The following is a 24,052-nucleotide window of genomic DNA, read 5'->3' on the forward strand; positions in this document are numbered from 1 at the left end:
TCACTCCGATTTTTCAACAAAAATGGATGGCGGTAATTCAACGCCCTCGTCTTTCATGCGCTCATAAAATCCAGGACGGACACCAGTAGGAACCAGCTTTCCCAGAATTCTTCCGTCCTTTCCAACACCGGATTGTCTAAATGTGAAAATATCCTGCAGCACAATGACATCCCCTTCCAGATTTTGCACTTCGGTAATATTGGTAATGCGCCGTGTGCCATCCCGAAGCCGTGATTGATGAATGATGACATCCAAGGCTCCGGCGATCTGCTCCCTGATAGCTTTAACAGGAAGATCCATTCCTGCCATCAGTACCATTGTTTCCAGGCGTGATACCATATCACGCGGACTGTTCGAATGCCCTGTCGCTAATGAACCGTCATGTCCGGTGTTCATTGCCTGAAGCATGTCCAGCGCCTCACCACTTCTGACTTCACCAACCACAATACGGTCGGGACGCATACGCAGTGCATTTCGAACGAGATCACGAATGGAAACTGCACCATTGCCTTCCATATTCGGCGGGCGGGTTTCCAGTGATACAACGTGTTCCTGCCCGAGCTGAAGCTCTGCTGCATCTTCAATTGTTACAATTCGATCCGTATTCGATATAAACGATGATAAAACATTCAATGTCGTTGTTTTCCCGGATCCTGTCCCGCCGCTTATAAACAAATTCAATTTCGCATCCACACAGGCCTGAAGAAACATCGCCATTTCTTCTGACAAGGTACCAAAATTGATCAGATCATGGATTGTAAAAGGTTCTTTGGCAAATTTACGGATTGTAATCGTTGGTCCAATCAAGGCAAGGGGAGGAATGATGGCATTTACCCGGGAGCCATCCTGTAAACGTGCGTCCACCATTGGACTGCTTTCATCGATACGGCGGCCTAGCGGTGCCACAATTTTTTCCAGAACTGCCATGACATGGTCGTTATCGCGGAACACTACATCAGTCAGAATAAGTTTTCCGTCACGTTCCGCATACACCTTGTTTGGCCCATTCACCATTACCTCCGTCACACTGTCATCTTCCAGCAATGGTGTAATCGGCCCGTATCCGGTAAGGTCGTTCCGGATTTCCGTTTTCAGCCGTTCCAGATCATGTACTTTTTTTACCCACGGATTCTCCTCATAAATCTCCCCGATGATGCCATTTAAATCATCGATGATTGTGTCCACATCATCATTCCGTCGTTCACGTAAAATAAATTTAAAAACAAGATGTTTAAATTCGCGGTCTTCCTCAGTATCCTCTTGTTGGACGGTCTTTTCAGACACCGATCTTTTTGGCAATACAGGTTTCAGTTCATACACAGCAGCTTCGGCTGGTTGTTCAGATACTTGATCCAGGTCCTTCGTTTTCATTTTCTTTTCCCGTACAGGCTGAATTTCCTCAACAGCCTTCTTTTCAACCGGATCAATTAACGGACTGTTTTCTGTTTCCCGGTACATGTCGCTGTTTTTTGCCTTTAGTTTTTCCAGCAGACTCATTTTCCTTCCCTCGCAATCGTTTATCTTTTTTTAAAGATGGAAGCAACCCTCGTTTTGGAGACTTTTTATCCGTTGCACCCCGTTCCAGCATAAACAGTTTTTTAGCCAATTCCTCAATTCCCTTGGAAATATTCAGATCCGGCTTGCTTCTGATCAACGGCATCCCTATATCCATGGAGTATGGAACATTTTTGGAGTCATCAAGCAAATAATAAACAGCTTCCAATTTGGTAAGGTTGGATACTTCTGTCTTTTTAATCACAGACGGTAATGTTGAACGATTCACAACGAGCTGCACTTTCTCTTTTAATCCCAACGTTTCCAGTGTTTCAATCATCAACCGGATACTTTTCAATGCTGCAAGGCCTGGTGTTGTGACAACTAAAATCATATCCGCCTCTTCCATGATTCTTAGCGAATGGTCATTAAAGCCTGCTGGGGCTTCGATAAAAACAACATCTGACTTACTCCGCAATTGCTTAATTACAGAAGAAACCATATACGGCTGAATCATGTCGGCAAATTCCGGACGTTTCGGAGCCGCAAGCAGGTTCACACCGGTCATATGGGTCGTTATATACTTTGGAACATTGAAATAATCATTTTTCTCAACGAGTTCTTTCATTGTCAATTCCGGGTCCAGGTTAAATGCCATGCTAAGATCCCCGAATTGCAGGTCACCATCTATTACACTTACACGTGAATAACGCATCGCCAGAAAGATTGCCAGATTAGCAGTGATAACGGTACGTCCCAATCCTCCCGTCGGACTGCAGACAGCAACTACCTGTCTATTGCTGGTTGTAAATCCATCCACTGTAATCCCTCCTTCTCTTCTGCTTTATTCCAAATGGTCATGCCCATCGTTCGGTAGATAAATACCGGATCCCGGTTTTCTGCTTCGACATTATTTTTTATCCTTATTTTTCTCACCATCATTGTTCTTGTTTTCCTCTTTTGAAGATTTCTTGTTATCTTCATTCGCTTCTACTTTTTCTTTAGATTGTTCTGTCTCTGATTCAACTTTTTCCGCTTCTGCTGCGGAATCAGTTTTTTCGGTTTTTTCATCCGTTTTCAGCCTGCTGTGAAGTGCCAAATGGAATGTTCCAATTTGTGCTGCATGGATCAATTCTGTTGCCTGTTCCGGGGTGACTTCCAAGGTAACCGTTATATAAGGCTCTTCACCTTCAGCCTTGCTTTTTTCAACAATACGTTCTCCTACAGCGAGGACTCGGGTTTTCTCTAGTAACCGCTCTGTTCTGACTTCAATTGGTGTAGTCTTATCATTCGTAATTACGTTTGAATAGACATCGACAAAATCTTCCGGTACTGTAAGATTGGAAACAGATTCATCGTATTTTACATCAATCGAAACCCCGCGCATTTTTTCGTTTATTTTCCGTGATACAAAGGCTGTCAAATCATTCTGTTTACGGACACGGTGCTGCAGGATAACCTCCCCTGCTTTTAAGGAGGCAGATGCATATTGACCGATAACTTCCTGCTTGTCCCGAACTGCTTCCTCGTGGATATCTTTTTTCACCATTTGTCTTATCGTTATATTTTCTTCTGTCAATTTCTCATCCTGTTTTATATCTGTACCAGCAACAACTACAGCCTCTAATTCTTGGTTTTCTTTCTGTTCTGCAGAATCTGCCGGAGAACTCTGGATGACAACCAAATAAAAAATTCCGGTCGTGATAATCCCCGAAAGAAGTGCCAGTAATAATATTTTTCCTGCTTTCATTTTTTCACCTACTCCATCAGACTGACTGCGTATGCTCCACTATCAATAGCTTCTATATCACCTGTACTGTCCCGTCCAGTCCGTTTAATAAAAACCCCGTTAATCTCGTCATCATTTTGTGACATTCGCTCATTGAGATAAAAATATGCAAATCCGGTAATTTTAACACTGTTTAATTTGCCGTTTTTCACTTCAAATGGTTCATATACAATTACAAGCATAATCCGCTCACAATCCCGATCAGTATAATCTCCGGCAGGACACGCATCTATCCGATAATCAACTCCGCGTCGGGTAGGTCCGGCCATATTACCGGATTCTGTCTCGATTGTTTCACCAATCTTCAATTCCTCATCAAAACCGTATGTCAGCGTCTGCTCATAACTTCTTGCACCAGGTCCATCCAATGCAAGTACCCCAAAGTTCCCATGGTCCACATCTCCGGAATCCACTTTTAAGGTATAGGATTGTCCATAATTCAATTCAACGGACTCATCGATCCCAAGCGGCACGGCCCCAACCGCAGCACCAATCGGATTAATGCCCGCCTTGGCATTTACCGTCACTGGCATCTTCTCAATGCCGAATAATGATGCAAAGAAAAGCGGAACATCCTTATTCAGAACAACATTCAATTGACTTCCCAGCGTTATGTCCAGATTTTTCAGGCTGGTGGATTCCCCGTGTTCCACAAGAATTTTATCCACTACCGTTGTCACATCCGTCTCACTGTTCACAATTTCCTGAGCACCGGACAGCGCAGCAGCGTTGGCCGTTTTTTGCAGGTGACTTTTTTGGTAAAATAAATGTCCGCCATCGATAACCAGCCCTGTCATCAGCAGCAACGCTCCCATGCCAGCAGCGACAAGCACCATCACATTTCCATTTTCCTTGTTCAGTTTTTTAAAAAAAGCTCGCATTGATTACACCTCATTCAACCCGTATCGTCGAACTTGATTCAACAGTAAAAGGAATAGATAAATCCCCTAATACCCGTAAAAATTGAACCGGGTAGGACAGGGTCACAGTCACATAATCACCTGAATCCCTTGCTCCTTCATCCGGGCTGATGGACACCACATTTACCCGCGAGGAATCAACCAACGAATAATGATTCGCATCGAGCGCATACGATATTATTTCACTATCGCCCGCTCCCAAGCCGGCTTTTCGGACAGTTTCCTGGGATACCATTTCCAATTCCAGATAGGAAAACATAATGCGTCCAAAGTCAAAAATCCCTACCAGGAGCAGCAATAATATCGGAATAACAAGCGCAAACTCCACCAGGGACTGACCATCCTCCTTTTTGATCATAGGACATTCCACCCCTGCATCACCATGCATAAAAATGCTCCACCGGCGATAGCAACACCGTATGGATAGGTTGCCGACAAGGAACCGCGTGATATCCCCCCACGAAGCAAAACGCCTTGTTTCAGACTGCTTATATAATAGAGAATCGATTTGAATACGCCGCGCCGAAATAAAATAATTCCGATAGCAAATACAGCACCGATCAGCGCCATATAGATAAATGATTCAAACACAAACGCGCCGCCCTTCATCGCACCGATTAAGGCAAGTAATTTCACATCGCCTGCTCCCATACCGCCAAGCATGTACGGGATCAGTAATAGTCCAAATCCAATCAAAAAACCAATGAAAGAATGGCCAAGTCCAGCCCAGCCGTCTGTTATCAGCTGGAAACCAAATGTGAACAGTAAGGCGGGGTATATTATTTTGTTGTAGATTTTACGGCTTCTGATATCAGTGATGACGCAAATTAATAGAATGATAATCAGCAAGATGTCTATCATTTGTTCCATCCTTTCATTCGTGGTTTGATAGGGTTAGGGAAAAAACGGCTGGGACAAAAGCGTAGTCTCTCAAAAAACCCGAACAACAATTGTAAAATGGAGCGTATAACCGCTTCGGAAATATACTTCGCTTTCCGCGGGCGGCTGGTGAGCCTCCTCGTGCTTACGCACTGCGGGGTCTCACCTATGCCTTTCCTCCCGCAGGAGTCTGCGTATATTTCCTCCGCTAATCACCTAATTGTTCGTCCTTTGAATTATGCGTTTATGATATGTCCCAGCCTCCTAATGCAGACTTAAACTGTTTCTTCTCCCTTTAACTTTTTAACTATTTCATCAAAGATATTTACAAGTTCATCACCAACGGCTACTAAAGCCGCAACAACCACAACAGCAACCAACCCAATAATCAAACCATATTCAACCATACCTTGTCCTTCTTCTTCCTTGAACAATCCTACGAAACGATCTAACATGTAAATCTCTCCTTCTTAAAATATAGTAAGTTTCTTTACTCCCATCTTTCGTCAACAAAGTCCAATGCATCACCTACATGAACAGCGGAATTGTGTAAGCTGCCTGCCGGGAACTCGATGACCGAGTGTCCGCCGGTAAATCGTTTTCCGACTTTACCTGGGGATAGTGCCCTTTCCATACCGATAATCTCGTTTTTCCTGTTTAGATATAAAATATCAATGCTGAACTTCATGAAAAACGTATGAATTGATGGGCATGGTGAAATATGCAGGGCAGATCCTTCAGGCATGTCCTTCCGCAGCATAAGTCCCTTGAAGCGCGGCCAAAATGAATATGCTGTCTCTATATCCGTTGCAATGACTTCCCCCGTATTCCTGTCGACCAGCTTCAAAATCATCACTCCATATCCCGGATGAACATTTTACCCTTTTAAAAAATAGGACTTTATTGCTGCATCTAATTATGCACAAAATTGTAAAATAATGACATCAGCCAGCATTCCTATTCTGTCTAAATTTGACGAAATAGGAATATACTCCTATGACGAACACAAAAAAATTACCCGTTGCCATGATTAACAACAGGTAACTTGAGCTTTAGTATGAATTATTCGATGAATACCTCATCTGATAGACTTTTGAAATAGCATGCGCTCTATCCGACACATCCAGCTTTTGAAAGATTTTTGTGACATGATTTTTCACCGTATGTTCACTGATATATAGCTTTTCTGCGATTTCCCGATTGTTTAATCCGTCCACAATGAGATCCAAAACTTCTTTCTCCCGTGGTGAAAGCGCCAAAGCTTCCATTTCGGATGATACGGGAAGTTCTACAGCATCAAATTCTTCTTCCACAATCGTATTTTCGTTCATATACTGAATAAATTTATCCAGTATCTCATCCGGATAGTCCGGGAGAAATGAAACTGTATCAAGATTATCATGATCAATATAAAATAAAATCAGTGCGATAATCCGGCTTTCCCTGGCAGCTGATTCCCAGTTTCTTTCCCCGGCTTGTACCTCATTGCTCTCCATTAGAATCGTACTTATCCTGTTTTCCGACAGCATTTCCTCAATAAAAGAATGATCATATGATGCAAGCATACAGCCGTATTTGATCATGCTCCGTTCTAGCTGATTCATTCCGATTTTTTTCGTAAACTCTTCGGCAATCCTTGTTGCTTCCGTTGCTTTTCGAAAACTTTCTACATCAAACTGTTCAATCGAACGGAACAGTGTCTGAATCTGCCGCTGTTCTGCCTGCTTTTGGTCCTGGCTGGCCAAAAACAATGTAATGCCGCCGATAATGGACAACGTCTGCAGAAAATTCATTTCCTTACTCAGTTGCGTATCTGTTGTCAGGTTTGTGCCAATGCATAATACCCCCAGCAAACTGTCCTTATAATAAAGCGGACATTCAATCACTGACTGCTCCCACGCGGTTTCATCATCACACACCTTCAGTGATACATTGAAGTGATCTGTTTTATCTTCATAACGTTTCATTACTTTACGGGCAAATGTCTTCACTTCCGGATGTTTCCCGCGTGACACCAGTTTGAGCTTACCGCTTTCCGAATCTTTTAAAATAATACAGGAAAATGTTCCTTCCAGTATACTTAGTCCGATATCAACCAAAATATATAAAGTGCTTTTTAAATCTGGTGCCGTTACCATCATCCTGCATATTTCACCCAGCGAGGAAAGACGCTGCAGCTGTTTCATATTTTCCTGTTTTAATGCGCTCGTTACCAGATTCCGTTCCAGGACCGCTGCAAGCATATGACCTATTTCAAGTTCTTTTTCTTCTATGTAAGAATTTCGCAGTTTACCGCCAAATAATATCGCCGTTGATCCGTCATGCTTCATTATCGGGAACCCAAAGAGCGTCTTCGGAAAAAGGAAATACCGGTGGAAAAATCGTGCCCGCGGATCCTCCTCTATATTTTCCCATTTTGTATAATCATTGCTGAGGAGAATCCTGCCAAGAAAGCCCTCGCCCAGGGAGAACGTTGCCCCCAGCAGTTCCTCTGTCGCCTCACCGGCTATATGGTTTATCGTATATTCATCATCTTTATGTATCTCCGCAAATCCCAGAAAATCAAAGATATTCCTGTTTCCGACGAAATTGTGTAACAGTTCATTAATATCCAGACCATTTTTCCAGGAAGCGCGCTGCAGCAAATTATTCTGCATCGGTGGAGTATCCATTTCCTTATCATACAGTGTGGAAAGGTGGACCAGTTTATGAATCCAGCTCATCCATAAGCCTTTTTTTCTTTTTGTCAGAACCGGTGTATTTTCCAGAATCCGTTTCCAGTCATGTGTTCCCGAAACAATGAATTCAAGATGGTTTCGTAACCAATCCCTTGAATCATCCCCGATCATCATGCCCGCCCATAAAAATTGCCTGCCGTTCGCTTTACTCTCAACAGGTGCAATGAGCGTATGCATACCTGGAATAATCTCGTAAAAAACCGGTTCACTGCCTATGCGGAGTTCCTGAAGGGCCTCTCTCATTCGATTGGTCAGACTGTTACCGTTCTGACGCAGAAGAATATTACACAACTGATTGTTCCCTTTAACCAAATGAATCGGGACTCCATTCGTATCTGTTACGATAGCAGTCAGTTCAAAACGCTCAGCATATAATTCAATTGCTTTTTCCATTAGCTCGTTGTTGTTTATCATCTACTCTCCCCTTCTTTTCTCATACGAAAAAGGAAAATAGTACTACATGTTTTATAACCCTATCCCCCATTGTTCTTATTTACAAATATAGTATATAATTTCCAAAAATTAAAGAAGGATGACTTATTTATTCAAAAAAGTACGAAAAGTAAAGAGAACTTTCGATTAAATTCCATTAAGGTAATGGCTTATCAAAGGAAGGGGCAATCCGCTATCTTATGGAAAATCCGGCCAGAGTTAGCCGGAATATTAAATGACACACAAAGTCCTCTATGCTACACTAAACTTCATATTAAAGACTACTTTACGAAGAGGTGCCGCATGAAAAAACTGTTAGCAGGCTTTGGCTTATTGGCTTCTGCATTTACCCTTTTACGAAGAATCCGCTTTGAAACCAACCACTTCAAACTGAACAGTGTTTCTTTTAAAAGCAGTAAGCTGCCGCCTGAAGCAAACTTCACTATTCTGCAGATGACTGATTTGCACAATAAGGTGTTCGGTTTTAATAATGAACGGCTGGTTGATGCAGCAAAAGCTGTTAATCCGGACATTCTGGTTTTGACAGGAGATTTTTTGGATGATGACACACAAACGCTTGGCAGTGTTTTTTCATTGGTGGAACGGTTAACGGCAAATCATGAGCACGTTTATTTTGTTTCCGGAAATCATGATTGGGCGAACAGCCGTAAAGCGGAATTTCTGAATGGACTGCATGAACGAAATGTCTTCATCCTGAACAATCAGAGTACCCGTATTACTATCCGGGATGTACACTTGAATCTCGTTGGCGTGGATGATCCATCGAAAGAACATGAGGATATAGTAGAAGCATTCAATAGTGTGGATACGGACAACTATACCATTCTGCTTTCGCATGCACCGGACATTATTAGGATGTATCGTGACATTCCTGCCGATCTTATTTTATGCGGGCATACACACGGCGGTCAGATACGTTCTCCGTTTTTTGGTGCTTTGATTGCACCGGATCAGGGGTTATTCCCTAAACTTGATAAAGGCGTATTTGAATTTGGACCGGAACAGTATCTTTATATTGACAGCGGGCTTGGCACCAGCAGAATCCCGGTACGTTTTTTAAATCAGAGTCAGCTGAGTTTAGTGACAATTATAGGTCAATAGGAAAGACGCTCCCTTATGGAAGCGCCTTTTAAATATAAAATTTTTTTGCTTGTGTATAATTGGATCACCAAATGAGCCACGTCCAGCCCCAGCGCCCAGCAACTAGCAAACTTCACACTCCTCACTACGATAAAGAAGACTTGCCGATTGGTGAAACCAGAGGCCTAGTCGCACTTATACCCTTGCGGTGAAAGTCAACATCGGTTCGCTTCCAGCTCACCGTGTTTCCTTTATCTCATTGCGGAGTGCTCCAGTTTGTACGTTGCTAAACGGGCGCTTGCGCTATTGCTCTTCTGTTGCTGCAATTTGCTGCCTTCTGCCTATTCGTACGAGTAAATATGCAAATGGTGTATCAATGATGGCGACACAAAGTTTAAACACGTACTGCGTTAAAATCATGCTGAGCAAAACGCTGGTTGGAACTGTTCCAAAAAAAGCAATGGTGATAAAAACAGCGGTATCAACAAGCTGACTGGTCATTGTTGAGGCATTATTTCGCAGCCACAGACCTTTTTTTCCTTGTTTTTCTCTCAAATAATGAAAAATCGTAACATCCAGGTTTTGACTGGCAAAATACGAAACGAGACTTGCCAGCATAACACGGAAACTGCCGCCTAAAATCTGTTCAAACTCAGGTTGCATGACAAATACCGGAGCAGCAGGCAACTGTATGGCAATAAAGATAAACACCATCGCAACAACCTGCGTTGCAAACCCAGCTAATACAGTTTTTCGCGCTGCCTCTTTACCATACAACTCACCGATGACATCCGTAATCAGATATGTGACCACATAGACAACAACCGCTGCGGGTAAAATATAGTCACCGATACGGAACAGTTTCACACCCAAAATATTTGATATTAATAAAAGTCCGACAAACATTGCATTTAAATAAACAAACACACAAATCCCTTCCCTCTCGCAGGAAAAAGAACAAAGCTAACCCTCAAATATTATCGATTATCGATTTTTTCCGGATACATATCATGGTTCATCATGCGATGTGATGCCATTTGCTCAAATTTGGTTCCCGGTTTTCCGTAGTTGCAATACGGATCAATGGAAATGCCCCCGCGCGGTGTGAACTTTCCCCACACTTCAATGTACTGCGGATCCATCAATTCAATCAGATCGTCCATTATAATGTTCATGCAATCCTCATGGAAATCCCCGTGATTGCGAAAACTGAACAAGTACAATTTCAATGACTTGCTCTCCACCATTTTCACGTCCGGAATATAACTGATATAGACCGTACCAAAATCCGGCTGGCCGGTTTTCGGACACAGTGTCGTAAACTCCGGACAATTAAATTTCACAAAATAATCCCTGCCAGCGTGCTGATTATCAAATGTTTCAAGCACTTCAGGTGTATAATCAAAAGCGTAAGTCGTACCCTGGTTTCCCAGTAGAGAAACCCCCGTTAACTCATCATCCTGTCTTCCCGCCATTCACAAAACCTCCTATACAAAAGAAAAAACCACGGCCCTAAGGCACATGGTTTACTAATCACTTCATCCGTCCCTAGTTTTTTATAGAGGGTTAAAGCTAAGAACCTCTTCCATCATTAATGGATATAACTATTTCACTCGATATAGTATATAGCGGAAAGATGCCCGTGTCAACGACCGATATTTCCATTCAACATTTACCGATAAAATTCGGGTGGTGCCTCTCACCTGTCGAATTTAGCTTTCGCGTTCCACCAATTGTGTTGCCAGGATGACTTTTTTGGCTATGATGCGTTGCTGCAGGATTCTTTCTTCCAGCAGCGTAACCGCACTCTCTCCCATCATTTCGGTATAAACTTTCACAGTGCTCAGAGCCGGCGAGACATATTTGGCTACACTGGAATCATTAAATCCAATAATTCGCACACGTTCAGGAATATTAATGTCGTGGTCATTTAGTGCTCTCATTGCCCCTACAGCAATCGAATCATTTGCGCAAAAGAAAGCGGCTGGAAGATCGTCTCCCAATATCCGAATCGCCTGTTCCATCATCACATAACCGGAATCGACCGTGAAAGTACCTTTAAAACAGTAGGATGCATTATATAATCCTTTGTCCTTCATAATGCTGCAATAACTTCTAAAACGCGGGTCTTCCAAAACTTCGCTTGATCCAAAAAACATCTCTTCACCTGCAAGCATGCCAATTTTCGAATGTCCTTGCTGCATCAGGCGGGTCAAAATATCGGAAGTCGCCTGATGAAAATCGACAACCACCGAATCACTGGATGGGCTGGCATGGACATCATCAACAAAGCAAACCGTTGAACTCCATTTTTCCAACTGCCTTTTCTGTCGCGCGGAAAATTTGCCGATTGCGATGATGCCATCCACATCAGGTTTCTTATCCGTATTTTGGAACAATCGGATATAGGCGTAATTGTTTTGCTCAAGCTTTTTCTCAACACCCAGTCTGATTGAGTAATAGTACAGGTCATTCAGTTCTTCTTGCTCGGTATACCAATGAACAATCGCAATCCTCAGCTGCTTTTGCTTTTTACGTTTATGTTTGGTATAGCCAAGCTGTTGAGCCGCATCAAAAATGCTTTGCTTTGTGTCTGCACCGACAGAAATAGTCGGGTCACTGTTCAACACACGGGAAACGGTAGCGATAGATACTTTCGCTTTTTCAGCAATATCCTTTATCGTTGCCACTTCATCAACCTCCATCCTGCAAAGTGCAGACAATCATTCTTATATATTCGTTTTGGCAGCCGAAGTCCGTTCTCTTAGCTCAGCCTCAATTTCCTCCAGGCTGCGTCCACGCGTTTCCGGCAGATATTTGATGACAAAAATCAAAGCTGCAACACCAATAGCTGCGAAAATCAGAAATACTTGTTCAATACCCATTACTTCGGTCAGCAGCGGGAAGAACTGTGCAACGAGCAGGCTTCCGATTGATAATGCCAGTGCGGCAATTCCTGTTGCAGCACCACGGGCGCGCATCGGAAACAGCTCCGGCAGCATAACCCAAAGTACCGGTCCCCAAGTAAATGCGAAAAAGATAATGAACATTGTCAGGCATGCTACTATAATCCACGCTCCAACTGTTGAACCAAGACCAATTGTCCAAATCAATCCGGCCATAATAAGCAGTGAGCCAACCATACCAATATTACCGATAATCAACAGTTTCTTCCGATCGATTTTATCCATAATCATGATGGCAAAAATTGTAATTATAACGTTTACAGAACCGATTCCGACTGTTCCAAGGATTGCAGTCGCATCGCCAAGCCCTGCTTCACTGAAAATTGTTGGTGCGTAGTAAATTATCGCATTGATTCCGATTATCTGCTGGAATAAAGCAAACGCACAGCCAATGACAAGCGTCGGCCGGAGCCAGGAAGACTTCAATACATTCCATGTGCTATCAGAAATGCGATTAATCTCAATCATTTCATCAATTTCTTTATCGATTTCAGCTGGTTTACGCGTTAATTTCATAACCCGCCGTGCTGCTTCTTCGCTCCGATTTTCAAGCAGCCATCTTGGACTTTCCGGCATAAACAGAACACCAATCATTAAAATGAGCGATGGAACGACGGCAAGTCCAACCATCCAGCGCCACGCCTCCATGTCGGCAAACGCATAGTTTACCAGATAAGAAGCCAATATTCCGATTGTAATCATCAGCTGGTTCAATGAACTTAGTGACCCGCGTGATTCTGTCGGTGCCATTTCTGATAAATAAACCGGCACAATTGCTGTGGATCCGCCAACCGCAAGGCCGATAATTAACCGTCCCGTTACAAGCGTTTCCATATTCGGCGCAAACGCCAATGTAAGTGCACCGACTATAAATACAAGCGAAATCATAAATACAAGTCTGCGCCGTCCGAATTTATCGGATAACGGGCCGCTGAATCCGGAACCAAAAATTGCTCCAACCAGCATCGAACTGACTACAAGACCCTCGGTAAAACTTGTCAGCGGTATATCATCTTTTATAAACAACAATGCACCTGAAATGACCCCCATATCATAACCATACAAGAGCCCTCCTAAAGCACCAAGGAAAAATATCATTTTTTTACCAATATTTTTACCACCCATAAACCGTTAACCTCCATTTTGTATAATCAAGATGTAAATTCATCAATCAGTATACGCTTTCATAGCATACATGTAAAGCGAAAATTTCTTCAGCGCCGGGAATTCTGCTGGCAACATATTTTTTACCATAATTTTTACTAAAAAATTAATCATATTTTATTGTATATTACGGTTTGATATAGTAAACTGAATGTAAAAATGTAAGCGTTTGAAAAAATAAGGGGGAATTATACGATGATCGACTTGGCCAAGGAATTCCGGAAAATATTCAATCATGCAAATCATAAGATACAGACATTTTTTGCCCCGGGCAGAATCAATTTAATCGGGGAACATACAGATTACAACGGCGGTCATGTTTTTCCAGCCGCCATTTCATTTGGAACATATGCAGTTGGAAAAAAACGTAATGACAGCAAGCTACGGTTTTATTCCATGAATTTTCCTGAGATTGGCATCATTGAATGTGACCTGAATGACCTAGCTTTTTCGGAAAAACATAACTGGGCAAATTACCCGAAAGGCATGATTAAATACGTGCTGGATGCCGGCTATTCCATCAGAAATGGTGCAGATATTCTTTTCTATGGTGACATCCCGAATGGCGCCGGTCTTTCTTCATCAGCCTCGATTGAAATGGTTACTGGTGTATTACTGGAAAATCTATTCCAGCTGAAAATTGACCGGATTGACATGGTACGAATCGGGCAAAAAGTTGAGAATCATTATCTTGGTGTCAACAGTGGGATTATGGATCAATTCGCGATTGGTATGGGCAAAAAAGACAATGCCATTTTGCTGGACTGTCAGTCACTTGCATATGACTATGCCCCAATCAAACTTGACCATCATGCCATTATGATTATTAATACGAACAAACAGCGTACACTTGCCGGATCTAAATATAATGAACGGCGTCAGGAATGTGAAAAGGCACTTGCTGATCTGCAGACGGAACTTCCCATTAAAAGCCTTGGTGAACTAACTGCGGACACATTCCATCAGTACGAGCAACTCATAGAAAACCCCATCCACCGCAAGCGTGCAAAACATGCTATCACGGAAAATGAGCGTACATTGAATGCACTGCATGCCTTACGTAATGGAAACCTGGAGGAATTTGGTGCTTTAATGAATGCATCACATCGGTCACTCCGGGATGATTATGAAGTTACGGGACCGGAACTCGACACAATTGCAGAAGCTGCCTGGCGCCAAGAAGGAGTTATCGGTGCACGCATGACAGGTGCAGGTTTTGGCGGATGCGCCATCGCGATTGTGGAAAATGATAAAAAGGATGCCTTTCAACAATACGTCAATCAAACATATCAAGCGAAGTTTGGCTACGAACCAACATTTTACACCGCAGCGATCAGTGACGGTGCAAAAACGGCAAAGGAGCAATAATATGATTTATAACGCTATTTCCTGTCTGATAAACAAGGGAATCGAAACCGGCTTAATTGAAAAAACAGACCATATTTATGTGCGCAATCAAATCATGCACAAACTGCAGCTTGATCATTTCCCTGAAAAAACAGAAGCTGCAACAGATGAAACGATACCGGATTTACTTGAACATTTGGTCGATTATGCCGTTCAGAACGAGCTGATCGATAATGTTTTGGACGAAAAAGAAATACTTGCTGCCAATATCATGAATTGTATGGTTCCCCTGCCTTCGACGGTCAATGCTGCTTTTTGGAGAAAATATGCATCGTCACCTGAGTCGGCAACCGATTATTTTTATCAGCTGAGTAAGAGCAGCAACTACATTCAGACGAAACGAATCGCCAACAACATTCATTTTAAAACCAAAACAGATTATGGAAATTTGGATATCACCATTAATTTGTCAAAACCGGAAAAAGATCCGGAACAAATCCGCCGGGAGCGCGAAATCAAACAAAATATCAACTATCCGAAATGTGTGCTGTGCATTGAAAATGAAGGATATGCAGGGCGTACCGGACACCCGCCAAGAGCGAACCACCGTGTCATCAGAGTGCCGCTGCTTGGGGAAAATTGGCATCTGCAATACTCACCATACGTTTACTATAATGAACATAGTATTGTTTTTGCAGAGGAACACCGCAACATGCGGATTGACCGAAATACATTTGAAAGGCTGCTCGCTTTCACAGACAGATTCCCGCATTATTTTATCGGGTCAAATGCTGACTTGCCGATTGTCGGTGGATCCATCCTGTCACACGATCACTATCAGGGCGGCCAATACCGGTTTGCCATGACAGATGCAGAGGATGCCTGTTCAGTTGAACTGGATGACTGGAAAGAAGTATCTGCTTCAGTTCTAAATTGGCCTCTTTCCGTTTTACGCCTGAAATGTGACCAACAGAAACCACTGCTTAATGCTGCTGACCATATTTTGCAGACATGGAAAAGATACACTGATACAGAAGCTGATATCAATGCTTTTACCGGCGACACACCACATAACACCATAACGCCGATTGCCCGGATTCGCGATGGGGCTTATGAACTCGATCTTGTGTTGCGCAACAATCGCACATCAGATGAGCATCCGCTTGGAATCTTCCATCCGCATGCTGATGTGCATCATATTAAAAAAGAAAATATCGGCTTAATCGAAGTGATGGGACTTGCCGTTCTGCCGGCCCGATTAAAAGATGAACTCGATGAAATCAGAAAACTTCTGCTCGGCGAAAAGAACAATGTTGCTGCTTATCATAAAGACTGGGCATTGGAAATAAAAGCTGCATATGGTGAGCAATCGGACAAAAGTAAAGCAACAGACATTATCCGGACAGAATTGGGTAAAAAATTCACTCGGGTTTTAGAGCATGCTGGCGTGTTTAAACGTACGAATACTGGTGAAAAGGCATTTAAAAGGTTCCTTCAAACCGTTAATGAGAGGATGGAGCGTCCATGAATATAACAGAAAATGTGATGACAGTTCAGGGGGAAACATGGCGTGAGTTTACGTTGTTTAACGATAGTAACATGGAAGTAAGCATTCTGAACTTTGGCGGAATCATTAGCCGGATCATAACTCCGGATCGCCATGGAAACGTTGAAAATGTTGTTCTTGGCTTTGAAAATTATCGGGATTATGCGGTTAACCCCGCCTTCTTTGGCGCAATCATTGGCCGCGTCGCCGGAAGAATCCCAAATGCAGCTTTCACCATAAATAATCAAGCCTATTATTTGGACGCCAATGACGGGAAAAATCATCTTCATGGCGGACCAAATGGTTTTCATCATAAACTGTGGAATGCGGATCCATATGAAACGAAGACGACTGTTGGTGTCAGACTATCGCTGGACAGTCCTGATATGGAATCAGGTTATCCAGGCAATGTCCGAATAAATGTATGCTATGAACTGGACAATCACAACCGGCTCAGAATTACGTATCACGCTGAAGCTGACAGAACCACCCCGCTTGCATTGACCAATCATACATATTTTAATTTGAGTGGAAACGTCACTCAGTCAGTTGCGAATCATCACATCACCATGAAAAATGCCGGTTTCGCCGAATTGGATCAAGAATTCATTCCTACTGGCAGCATACTTGATCCGGCTGGGACTCCATTTGATTTTTCAAGCGGAAGACCCATACAGGATGGGATTCAATCAATTCATCCACAAAATAAAATTGTTGGAAATGGGTATGATCATTATTTTCTGTTTGAGAAGAACGGGGATCCCGATGTTACTGTATATGAACCTGAAAGCGGACGCACATTGACAGTTACAACAAATGAACCCGGGCTGGTATTGTATACATCCAATAATCTTGATGATGGGTTGAAACTTGACGGCGGGGAATCCGGAAGATATGCCGGAGTTTGTCTGGAAACACAAAAACACCCGGCAGCACTGACCAATAGCAACTTCCCGTCAATCCTTGTCACACCAGATCAGCCCTATCACACCACAACAACTTTCACAATCAACACTAAATAAATGAACAAAAGCGGAAGCGCCCGTTTAGCAACGTATATTGTGAAACTTTATTCAGTGGTGGTTTCCCACTGAATATTAGTTGAACCAATCGGGCTTGAACTGGCAGTTTCCTCGCGTTTTTCAGCGAGGATTACTGCCAGTCAAACTATTAAGAACAAAAATCGGGTGGTGCCTGGCACCACCCGATTTTTATTTTTCCTTTTTCAAATACGAGAATTCTGATGTGTCCACTTGTTTCCAGGATTCAGATGGCTCATAGAACCGCAACAAATCACCATATAAAACATTGTCGGACAGTTCAAGCTCATGAAGAACTTTCTTTTCTAATTCCTTCATTTCCTTGGTCGGTTCCTTAATCAGCTCACCTGTATCATTGTCATAAAACTTCCCGGATGCTTTTGTATATTCCGGAGTTACAAAATCACCGTCACGGAACACAACATATTCATCATGCTTCTTAGAGAACATATCCGTTCCAAACATTATATAGTTGTTCGCTTTGATTCCCAGCAAATGCAGCATAGTCGGCATAACATCAACCTGGCTGGAGTACTCGTGCACAGTGCCTTTGCCATCAACACCAGGAATTTTAATCATAAACGGTACTCGCTGCAGCTGCGTATGCTTAAAGTCCGTTATCTTTTCCCCGGTAATCTGCTTCATTGCTGGTTTATGATTTTCGGAAATACCATAGTGATCACCGTAAATCATTATAACAGAGTCCTTATACAATCCGGCTTCCTTCAAATCCTTGAAAAATTGTTTCAATGATTCATCCAGATATCTGGCTGTCTGGAAATAGCGGTCAACGGATGGATCACCTGTATTTGCCGGTTTAATGGATGCCTCATCCTCATCAATCAAATATGGATGATGATGCGTCAATGTCATCATATGCGCATAGAACGGCTTATCCAGCGACTTCAGCATCGGAATCGACTGTTTAAAAAATGGTTTATCTTTCAATCCATAGTTAATGACATTTTCCTTATTCATATCATAATACTTGGCGTGGAAAAACTTATCAACACCAAAATGCTTATATACCTCATCCCTGTTCCAGAAACTCTTGTTGTCACCGTGGAACACAGCTGACGTATAATTTTGTTTTTGTCCCAGAATCGCAGGCAATGCCTGGTACGTATTGTTTCCCTTCGTCACAAAAGCTGCTCCCTGTGGAAGCGGATAAAGCGAAGTATCCATAATCAATTCAGCATCAGCAGTCTTTCCCTGCGCCACCTGATGGAAAAAGTTATCAAAGTACGTGAAATTCTTCTTTTCATTGTGAACAAGTGAATTGATAAATGGTGTTACCTCTTCACCATGAAGCTTGTAATCGATAAGAAACGACTGGAACGACTCCAGGTGAATTTTAATGATATTTTTACCTTTTGCTGCACCAAAAAGTTCCTTATTCGGTGCGGCATATTTATTGGTCGTATAGTTTTCCACTACAGTAATATCACTGCTGTCTGCAAGCACCCGCTGTCTGGATGATTGCGCCGTTTGAATCGCATCATAAATGGCAAAGTTATACGAGCCCAAATACTTTACAATATAGTTACGGTCGAATGTTCTTGTTAAAAGCTCCGGCCGATCTACTTCCGCCAGCCCGAGATTGACACAGAATGTCATGACTCCTATCGCGATAACAAGCATCGGCTTGCGGAATCCCATCCGGCTGTTGGACCAGTTGTTTCTGTTCCAAAAGTACAATCCTATCAGGACAATGAGATCCAATGCATAGAACAAGTCGTGCCATGCCATCAGATTCAGAATACTGCCCCCCAGACTGCCGAAGTTATCTGTCTGAGTAAGAGTCGGAAGTGTAATATAATCCGCTGCAGACCTATAATAAACAACGTTCGCATACAAAAGAAAACTCATCAGAAAATCTAATACAATAATCCAGATACCTGCACGTTTTCCTTTTGCAAACAATGCAAACCCGAGAAAAATCAGTACAGAACTGATTGGATTAATAAACAGCAAGAATTCCTGCATCACATTTTGGATATCCAGGTTAAATTCGAATACATACGTCAGATAGGATTTAATCCAAAGCATAATACCTGCAATATAGAAGAAACCCATTTTCGATATTGATTTATATTGGTTCGTCAGTTTATTCATCATTACCCCAAACCTTTTTTAAATTATAAAATCATCTATTCATTGAAACACATATTTTCATAACAAGCAAGTGTTTAATTATCCATTTTACTATTTTTATAGATGTTATTATAACACTCACCAAAAAATGTTCCCATAGCCGCATTTATTCCCAAAACCCCAAAAATCCAAACCCCTTACAGCTAACCAGCCTGAATCCTACATTTCCCGGCAAAATTCGGGTGATGCCAGGCACCTGTATATTTTTCTTCTATTATGGACAGTCTTGTAAAATAGCAATCTATTATTTGGGAGTGAGTTTTTATGCTGGGGAAGCATTTGTTTACATTAATATTTGGAGGTTTATTGATTTTCCTTATTTTCATTCCGGCAGTCCATGCGGATAATGAAGAAACTTATTCGGTCGGAACAGAAATGATGGATGTGAAAGCTGCACCTGCACATGATGCTGAAACCGTGGGCCATCTGGTCAGAGGAGATAGTGTTACCATTTTCCAGGAAAAGTATGGCTGGGCACAAACTTATTTTAACGGGCAAAAGGTATGGGTAGCATCGCAGTACCTTATTTCTAATAAAAAAGAAATTACAACACATGATGAAACTGCTGCCAATGTGGAAATGGCAAGCGCGGAATCGGAAACTGTCGATGATAATAGTAAGCCGCAAGCATCCACGAGAGAATTTGAACCAGGACAAGTCCTGACAACCTCCATATCCATCGACAAAGACAGGCCTTTATCCGGGTATCATATTGTGATTGATCCAGGCCATGGGGGCAAAGACCCGGGAGCAATTGGTGCGGAACATGCCAAAGAGAAAAGGTTTACACTGTCAACAGCTGAAGCAGTTGCCAAAAAGCTGCGGAATAAAGGCGCAGGGGTAACCTTAACCAGGACAGACGACACTTATATTTCACTGGAAAAACGTGTCGAAATCAGTAATGACAACCCGACCGACTTATTTATTAGTCTCCACTTTAATGCATTTGGGGAATCTTCTGTTGGAGGAGTCAGCACGTTTTACAGTAAAGACATGAAATCGAAAAATGTTGCGGAATCAATTCAAAATGCGTTAACAAAAAATATCGAACTAAAAACCCGCGGAACACAAAACGAAGATTATTATGTCCTGCGCAACAACAGCAACCCTGCAATACTGATGGAACTTGGGTTTATAACAAATCCAAAAGACCTTGAAAGCATCCAATCAGCGGAATACCGGAATAAAGTCGCAACAAGTATAGCAAACGCACTTGAACATCAATTCCGCAAATAATATTAAAAACGGGTAGTGCAGGCACCACCCGTTTTTTCTTCCTATTCTTACTGTTCGATGATCAGTACGATGTTGTCTTGGATTTGGATGTGGGTTCCGGGTTTTGCGTTGTCCCGCAGCCAGTCGTTGGCGTGGATGCTAAGAACATATCCGTCATCCGGAATTACGGAATTATTCCCTCCCCTATCGACAACAACGCCATCCACAACTGTTACTTCATATCCCCACTGATTTGTTCCGGTCCGTTCACCCTGTTCAGGGGTATACTTTATAAGCTCCCCGGCACCCCGAAACGTATTCACTCCATCCAGTTCCCGGTAATTTGTAACATTTGCCTCCCACATGCTGTCCATCAAAAATGGTTTTATGACACTTGCTCCAATTTTTTGCGGCATTTCATTTACCTGAATCATTAAGTCTCTAAGTTCGTCCTGGTATTGATCTGCTTTTTCCTGCTGTCCATCTTTTTTGGCCATCAGATAGTGAACGGCTGCCACACCAGCCTTACCGTAGACATCCAGATTTTGCAAATATGGTTCAACCGACTTCAAAAAGTCCTCATCGTCCAATTCCTCACGAAGTTTTTCCGGCATTTGATTCATTTCTTCGAACGCAGCAATCAGTTCCGCTGCCTCGGTTTCCGCATCCCCTGTTTCGTACGATTCCATGAATGCATCAATCGATGGCTGCAGCATTAATTCCATTGGCGGTATGTTCAATGCACTTTGCACCAGAAATGGCTTTATCACACCAACACCAATTTCTTGCGGGGTGTTTTGCGTATCAATTATAACCTCTATAAGGTTTTCCCGATATTTACGCGCCTTCGCTTTATTGCCGCTCTTTTCCGCAACTAAATAATTGACTGCCAATTCACCCGCTTCACCATACGTGCTCAACTTTTCCAAATAGGGATCTATTTCTTCCAAAAAGTGTTTATTTTCCATTTGAACAAGCATTTTTCCAGGCAGCTGCTGCAACTTTTCAAATTCTGCAATCAGCTCCCTTCTTGCCTGATCAGCATTATCCTTCTGATAGGATTCCCAGAATAGTTCAATCAGTGGTTTAATGGTCAGCGATTCTGTATTATTAATCGGAGAAGAATACGAATTCTCCGCAAATGTTCTCAATAAATCTGCTGCCTCTCCGCCAAATGACTGAATACTGCGTTCCCATGATTCCCGCGGGTTATAATTTTTTGGATTCCATGTATAATCAGCAATCGTAAACAGTGGAATTTTCGAAGCTTCTGCCTCATTCATCGGATTCGCGGTCAATCCGATCACACCATGTTCCGTCAAATTGGCATCCCTTTTTACGAGGGGCCCAAGAAACAATCGATTACGGTCATAATCATTCACAGGATAGTTATCCCATAAAAGTAAATCATGCTGAAAAACAGTTGCTGTCTTTTCCGCACCTTCCGAGGTAACTTTTTCCGAAACAACCTTTGGCCCTGTCCACATCACGACAATGTCATCATGCAGCAACTCTGCAAACCGCTCACGGTAGGCCGTTGAGCTGCTTCCGGCATATTCTGTCGGTACTGTAATCAAACGTTTCGCCCCATCATGTGTTTGGATAAATGCTTCATTAAAACGATTTAAAAGATACGCATGGGCTGCTGCAACGGGATTCTCATCATCACCGAATTTTTCCTGATCCTGTTCACAATGCAGACTTTTACTTATATCATCCAAAAAAATGGCATAAGATCGGACGCCAAGATCCCACATTTTCTGCATCTTGTCTTTTAATAAATTAAAATCTTCATCCCCAGAAAAACAAACCGTGTTTCCAGGTGACAACGAAAACGTGAACTGAACATGATTTTCGTTTGATTTATTTATCAGTTCATCCAGTTTTGCCAATTCATCTTCAGGATAGGGCTCCCGCCACTTTTCACGGTGATATGGATCATCTTTTGGTGCATAAATATACGTATTCAGCTTATTATCCCCATAAAATTCAATTTGGCTGAGCCGGTCCTCATTTGTCCACGGCGGACCGTAAAATCCCTCGATAGACCCGCGGATCGGCATTTCCGGCCAGTCACGGATCTCTACTGCAGGAACCCAATCCCTTCCAGTTCTCTTCAGAATCAATTGTTTGAACGTCTGAGCTGCATAAAATGTACCCGCCTTATCTTTCCCAGCAAGAACAATCTGTTTTTCGTCCGCATTTTTGGCGGCTAGAACATATCCTTCATCTTTCAAAGCTGCCGGTCCTTCGATTCCAAGATTGCTTAATACATCAGCGGCCCCCGAATTTTCCCCCGGTCCGCCGATCCAAATCGTTACCGGTGTATTGATATCGTCACCGGACTTCTTACGGACAATCCGCTTTACATCTGCGGATTTTAGTGCATCCACTACTTCGCGGACTGCCTGTTCATCTGTGTTTTCTCCAATCACCAAGCCAACGACCGGTGTCAGCGGAAAACCCTTACCCAAGTCTGTTATTTCCTGTGGCTTTGGATTTATGGCCGGATTTTCTTCCCCTTTTGCATGTACCTGTTTTGCATTCATAAATAATGGTGCACATATAAATAAAGCAAGACAAGCAAGCACCGCCATTTTAACGTAACTGGATTTCTCCATCTTTCTCCTCCTTTGAATTGGTATTTGTTGATAATTTATACTAAAATAATGCACTATCAACCATAAAGTTAATAAAAAAGGCATGGTGATAGGAAAGAGAACTTCTCTTCAGTTATCACCATGCCTAATCGAATTAGTAACATGTAGTTCTATAAAATTATTGCTGTACCCTTGAATATTCCAGCTCACTATCATCTCTATCAAAAATATATCAAAAATATCGAAAAATTCCCATAGACATTCAGAAGCATCTTTTCCCCCAAGCTTCAACTTCATTTGACCTATTTTAGCAAAACCCATGAATAAAGTACTGTAAAATTCGACAAATTTCGAGTGTTGCCTCCCACCTGGCGAAAAAATTCTTCAGAAGGACTTGACATCTGCTTCAATGTGTCGTACTATTTTAAACAATTTCATAATAGTTCATGAAATTCTTATCATGAGAGGTGGAGGGAATTGGCCCTTGGAAGCCTCGGCAGCGGACCCGCCATGGGTACTGTGCCAAATCCAAAAGACACAATTGTCTTAAAGATAAGGAGAGGCTCGGATATACGTAGTTACACCTCTTCTTTAAAAAAGAAGGAGGTGTTTTTTAATGAGTGGCTGCAAGCAGGAAACATGTAAATTACACAATTAAACCCGAGTA

20 protein-coding genes and 2 riboswitches are annotated in these 24,052 nt (G+C 42.4%); of the genes, 5 read left to right on the forward strand and 15 right to left on the reverse strand.

Annotated features, from left to right (window positions below; all coding sequences use genetic code 11):
* The 9 genes from B1K71_RS14795 to B1K71_RS20180 form a co-directional block, all read right to left on the reverse strand.
* Positions 1-1,497, reverse strand: a complete 1,497-nt coding sequence (locus B1K71_RS14795) for a CpaF family protein (protein ID WP_077328386.1) — start codon at positions 1,495-1,497, stop codon at positions 1-3.
* Complete coding sequence (locus B1K71_RS14800) at positions 1,424-2,314, reverse strand: AAA family ATPase (protein ID WP_175631924.1); 891 nt, start codon at positions 2,312-2,314, stop codon at positions 1,424-1,426. The genes B1K71_RS14795 and B1K71_RS14800 overlap by 74 nt, the downstream gene beginning before the upstream one ends.
* Before the next feature lie 90 nt (positions 2,315-2,404).
* Entirely contained in the window at positions 2,405-3,244 is an 840-nt protein-coding gene (cpaB, locus tag B1K71_RS14805) for a Flp pilus assembly protein CpaB (protein WP_077328390.1), read from the reverse strand.
* A gap of 8 nt (positions 3,245-3,252) precedes the next feature.
* Positions 3,253-4,164, reverse strand: a complete 912-nt coding sequence (locus tag B1K71_RS14810; RefSeq protein ID WP_077328392.1) for a pilus assembly protein TadG-related protein — start codon at positions 4,162-4,164, stop codon at positions 3,253-3,255.
* Positions 4,165-4,174: 10 nt separating this feature from the next.
* Positions 4,175-4,561: a TadE/TadG family type IV pilus assembly protein gene (locus B1K71_RS14815; RefSeq protein ID WP_077328394.1), complete on the reverse strand. Its 387-nt coding sequence runs from the start codon at positions 4,559-4,561 to the stop codon at positions 4,175-4,177.
* On the reverse strand, positions 4,558-5,064 hold the full coding sequence (locus B1K71_RS14820) for an A24 family peptidase (protein WP_077328396.1): 507 nt from the start codon (positions 5,062-5,064) through the stop codon (positions 4,558-4,560). The genes B1K71_RS14815 and B1K71_RS14820 overlap by 4 nt, the downstream gene beginning before the upstream one ends.
* A gap of 293 nt (positions 5,065-5,357) precedes the next feature.
* Complete coding sequence (locus tag B1K71_RS14825) at positions 5,358-5,537, reverse strand: Flp family type IVb pilin (RefSeq protein WP_077328398.1); 180 nt, start codon at positions 5,535-5,537, stop codon at positions 5,358-5,360.
* Between the two features lie 35 nt (positions 5,538-5,572).
* A complete protein-coding gene (locus B1K71_RS14830) occupies positions 5,573-5,935 on the reverse strand; it encodes a DUF192 domain-containing protein (protein WP_245799296.1) in 363 nt (120 codons plus the stop codon).
* A gap of 199 nt (positions 5,936-6,134) precedes the next feature.
* Positions 6,135-8,234 (reverse strand): response regulator transcription factor, encoded by a 2,100-nt coding sequence (locus tag B1K71_RS20180; protein WP_245799297.1) that lies wholly within the window; start codon positions 8,232-8,234, stop codon positions 6,135-6,137.
* A 321-nt stretch (positions 8,235-8,555) separates the two neighbouring features.
* Here B1K71_RS20180 and B1K71_RS14840 point away from each other — a divergent pair, with 321 nt between their 5' ends.
* On the forward strand, positions 8,556-9,374 hold the full coding sequence (locus B1K71_RS14840) for a metallophosphoesterase (protein WP_077328402.1): 819 nt from the start codon (positions 8,556-8,558) through the stop codon (positions 9,372-9,374).
* A 282-nt stretch (positions 9,375-9,656) separates the two neighbouring features.
* Here the strand turns inward: B1K71_RS14840 and B1K71_RS14845 are convergent, their stop codons facing one another.
* The 4 genes from B1K71_RS14845 to B1K71_RS14860 form a co-directional block, all read right to left on the reverse strand.
* The gene (locus B1K71_RS14845; protein ID WP_077328403.1) at positions 9,657-10,280 is read right to left on the reverse strand and encodes a queuosine precursor transporter; all 624 of its coding nucleotides are present in this window, start codon (positions 10,278-10,280) and stop codon (positions 9,657-9,659) included.
* A gap of 50 nt (positions 10,281-10,330) precedes the next feature.
* Positions 10,331-10,828, reverse strand: a complete 498-nt coding sequence (queF, locus tag B1K71_RS14850) for a preQ(1) synthase (protein ID WP_077328405.1) — start codon at positions 10,826-10,828, stop codon at positions 10,331-10,333.
* Positions 10,829-10,895: 67 nt separating this feature from the next.
* Positions 10,896-10,942, reverse strand: a riboswitch (PreQ1 riboswitch).
* A gap of 123 nt (positions 10,943-11,065) precedes the next feature.
* The gene (locus B1K71_RS14855) at positions 11,066-12,043 is read right to left on the reverse strand and encodes a LacI family DNA-binding transcriptional regulator (protein ID WP_077328406.1); all 978 of its coding nucleotides are present in this window, start codon (positions 12,041-12,043) and stop codon (positions 11,066-11,068) included.
* 39 nt (positions 12,044-12,082) lie between these two features.
* Positions 12,083-13,444 carry a glucose transporter GlcP gene (locus tag B1K71_RS14860; RefSeq protein ID WP_077328408.1) on the reverse strand — a complete coding sequence of 454 codons (1,362 nt, stop codon included), beginning with the start codon at positions 13,442-13,444 and terminating at the stop codon, positions 12,083-12,085.
* A 234-nt stretch (positions 13,445-13,678) separates the two neighbouring features.
* On the opposite strand from B1K71_RS14860, the gene B1K71_RS14865 reads away from it, so the two are divergent.
* Genes B1K71_RS14865 through B1K71_RS14875 form a run of 3 tightly spaced genes read left to right on the forward strand, consistent with a single transcriptional unit; the run spans position 13,679 to position 17,398 of the window.
* Complete coding sequence (locus B1K71_RS14865; RefSeq protein WP_077328410.1) at positions 13,679-14,851, forward strand: galactokinase; 1,173 nt, start codon at positions 13,679-13,681, stop codon at positions 14,849-14,851.
* 1 nt (position 14,852) lies between these two features.
* Complete coding sequence (gene galT / locus B1K71_RS14870; RefSeq protein WP_077328412.1) at positions 14,853-16,358, forward strand: UDP-glucose--hexose-1-phosphate uridylyltransferase; 1,506 nt, start codon at positions 14,853-14,855, stop codon at positions 16,356-16,358.
* On the forward strand, positions 16,355-17,398 hold the full coding sequence (locus tag B1K71_RS14875) for an aldose epimerase family protein (RefSeq protein ID WP_077328414.1): 1,044 nt from the start codon (positions 16,355-16,357) through the stop codon (positions 17,396-17,398). Before galT ends, B1K71_RS14875 begins: the two co-directional genes overlap by 4 nt.
* A gap of 189 nt (positions 17,399-17,587) precedes the next feature.
* On the opposite strand, the gene B1K71_RS14880 is transcribed toward B1K71_RS14875, so the two are convergent.
* Complete coding sequence (locus tag B1K71_RS14880) at positions 17,588-19,531, reverse strand: LTA synthase family protein (RefSeq protein WP_077330279.1); 1,944 nt, start codon at positions 19,529-19,531, stop codon at positions 17,588-17,590.
* Between the two features lie 303 nt (positions 19,532-19,834).
* Between B1K71_RS14880 and B1K71_RS14885 the strand changes: the two genes are divergently transcribed.
* A complete protein-coding gene (locus B1K71_RS14885; protein ID WP_077328416.1) occupies positions 19,835-20,806 on the forward strand; it encodes an N-acetylmuramoyl-L-alanine amidase in 972 nt (323 codons plus the stop codon).
* A 47-nt stretch (positions 20,807-20,853) separates the two neighbouring features.
* Here B1K71_RS14885 and B1K71_RS14890 read toward each other — a convergent pair whose 3' ends face one another.
* Entirely contained in the window at positions 20,854-23,406 is a 2,553-nt protein-coding gene (locus B1K71_RS14890; RefSeq protein ID WP_245799299.1) for a beta-N-acetylglucosaminidase domain-containing protein, read from the reverse strand.
* Between the two features lie 431 nt (positions 23,407-23,837).
* Positions 23,838-23,944, forward strand: a riboswitch (SAM riboswitch).
* Positions 23,945-24,052 lie beyond the last annotated feature (108 nt).

Origin of the sequence: Virgibacillus siamensis, from assembly GCF_900162695.1 — a bacterium.
In the GTDB taxonomy this organism is placed as follows: domain Bacteria; phylum Bacillota; class Bacilli; order Bacillales; family Amphibacillaceae; genus Lentibacillus; species Lentibacillus siamensis_A.

Coding starts and splice junctions, on each gene's coding strand:
- B1K71_RS14795 (WP_077328386.1), bottom strand. CDS start 1,497: ATGAGTCTGCTGGAAAAACTAAAGGCAAAAAACAGCGACATGTACCGG.
- cpaB (WP_077328390.1), bottom strand. CDS start 3,244: ATGAAAGCAGGAAAAATATTATTACTGGCACTTCTTTCGGGGATTATC.
- B1K71_RS14810 (WP_077328392.1), bottom strand. CDS start 4,164: ATGCGAGCTTTTTTTAAAAAACTGAACAAGGAAAATGGAAATGTGATG.
- B1K71_RS14815 (WP_077328394.1), bottom strand. CDS start 4,561: ATGATCAAAAAGGAGGATGGTCAGTCCCTGGTGGAGTTTGCGCTTGTT.
- B1K71_RS14820 (WP_077328396.1), bottom strand. CDS start 5,064: ATGATAGACATCTTGCTGATTATCATTCTATTAATTTGCGTCATCACT.
- B1K71_RS14825 (WP_077328398.1), bottom strand. CDS start 5,537: ATGTTAGATCGTTTCGTAGGATTGTTCAAGGAAGAAGAAGGACAAGGT.
- B1K71_RS14830 (WP_245799296.1), bottom strand. CDS start 5,935: ATGATTTTGAAGCTGGTCGACAGGAATACGGGGGAAGTCATTGCAACG.
- B1K71_RS20180 (WP_245799297.1), bottom strand. CDS start 8,234: ATGATAAACAACAACGAGCTAATGGAAAAAGCAATTGAATTATATGCT.
- B1K71_RS14840 (WP_077328402.1), top strand. CDS start 8,556: ATGAAAAAACTGTTAGCAGGCTTTGGCTTATTGGCTTCTGCATTTACC.
- queF (WP_077328405.1), bottom strand. CDS start 10,828: ATGGCGGGAAGACAGGATGATGAGTTAACGGGGGTTTCTCTACTGGGA.
- B1K71_RS14860 (WP_077328408.1), bottom strand. CDS start 13,444: ATGGGTGGTAAAAATATTGGTAAAAAAATGATATTTTTCCTTGGTGCT.
- B1K71_RS14865 (WP_077328410.1), top strand. CDS start 13,679: ATGATCGACTTGGCCAAGGAATTCCGGAAAATATTCAATCATGCAAAT.
- galT (WP_077328412.1), top strand. CDS start 14,853: ATGATTTATAACGCTATTTCCTGTCTGATAAACAAGGGAATCGAAACC.
- B1K71_RS14875 (WP_077328414.1), top strand. CDS start 16,355: ATGAATATAACAGAAAATGTGATGACAGTTCAGGGGGAAACATGGCGT.
- B1K71_RS14880 (WP_077330279.1), bottom strand. CDS start 19,531: ATGAATAAACTGACGAACCAATATAAATCAATATCGAAAATGGGTTTC.
- B1K71_RS14885 (WP_077328416.1), top strand. CDS start 19,835: ATGCTGGGGAAGCATTTGTTTACATTAATATTTGGAGGTTTATTGATT.
- B1K71_RS14890 (WP_245799299.1), bottom strand. CDS start 23,406: ATGGAGAAATCCAGTTACGTTAAAATGGCGGTGCTTGCTTGTCTTGCT.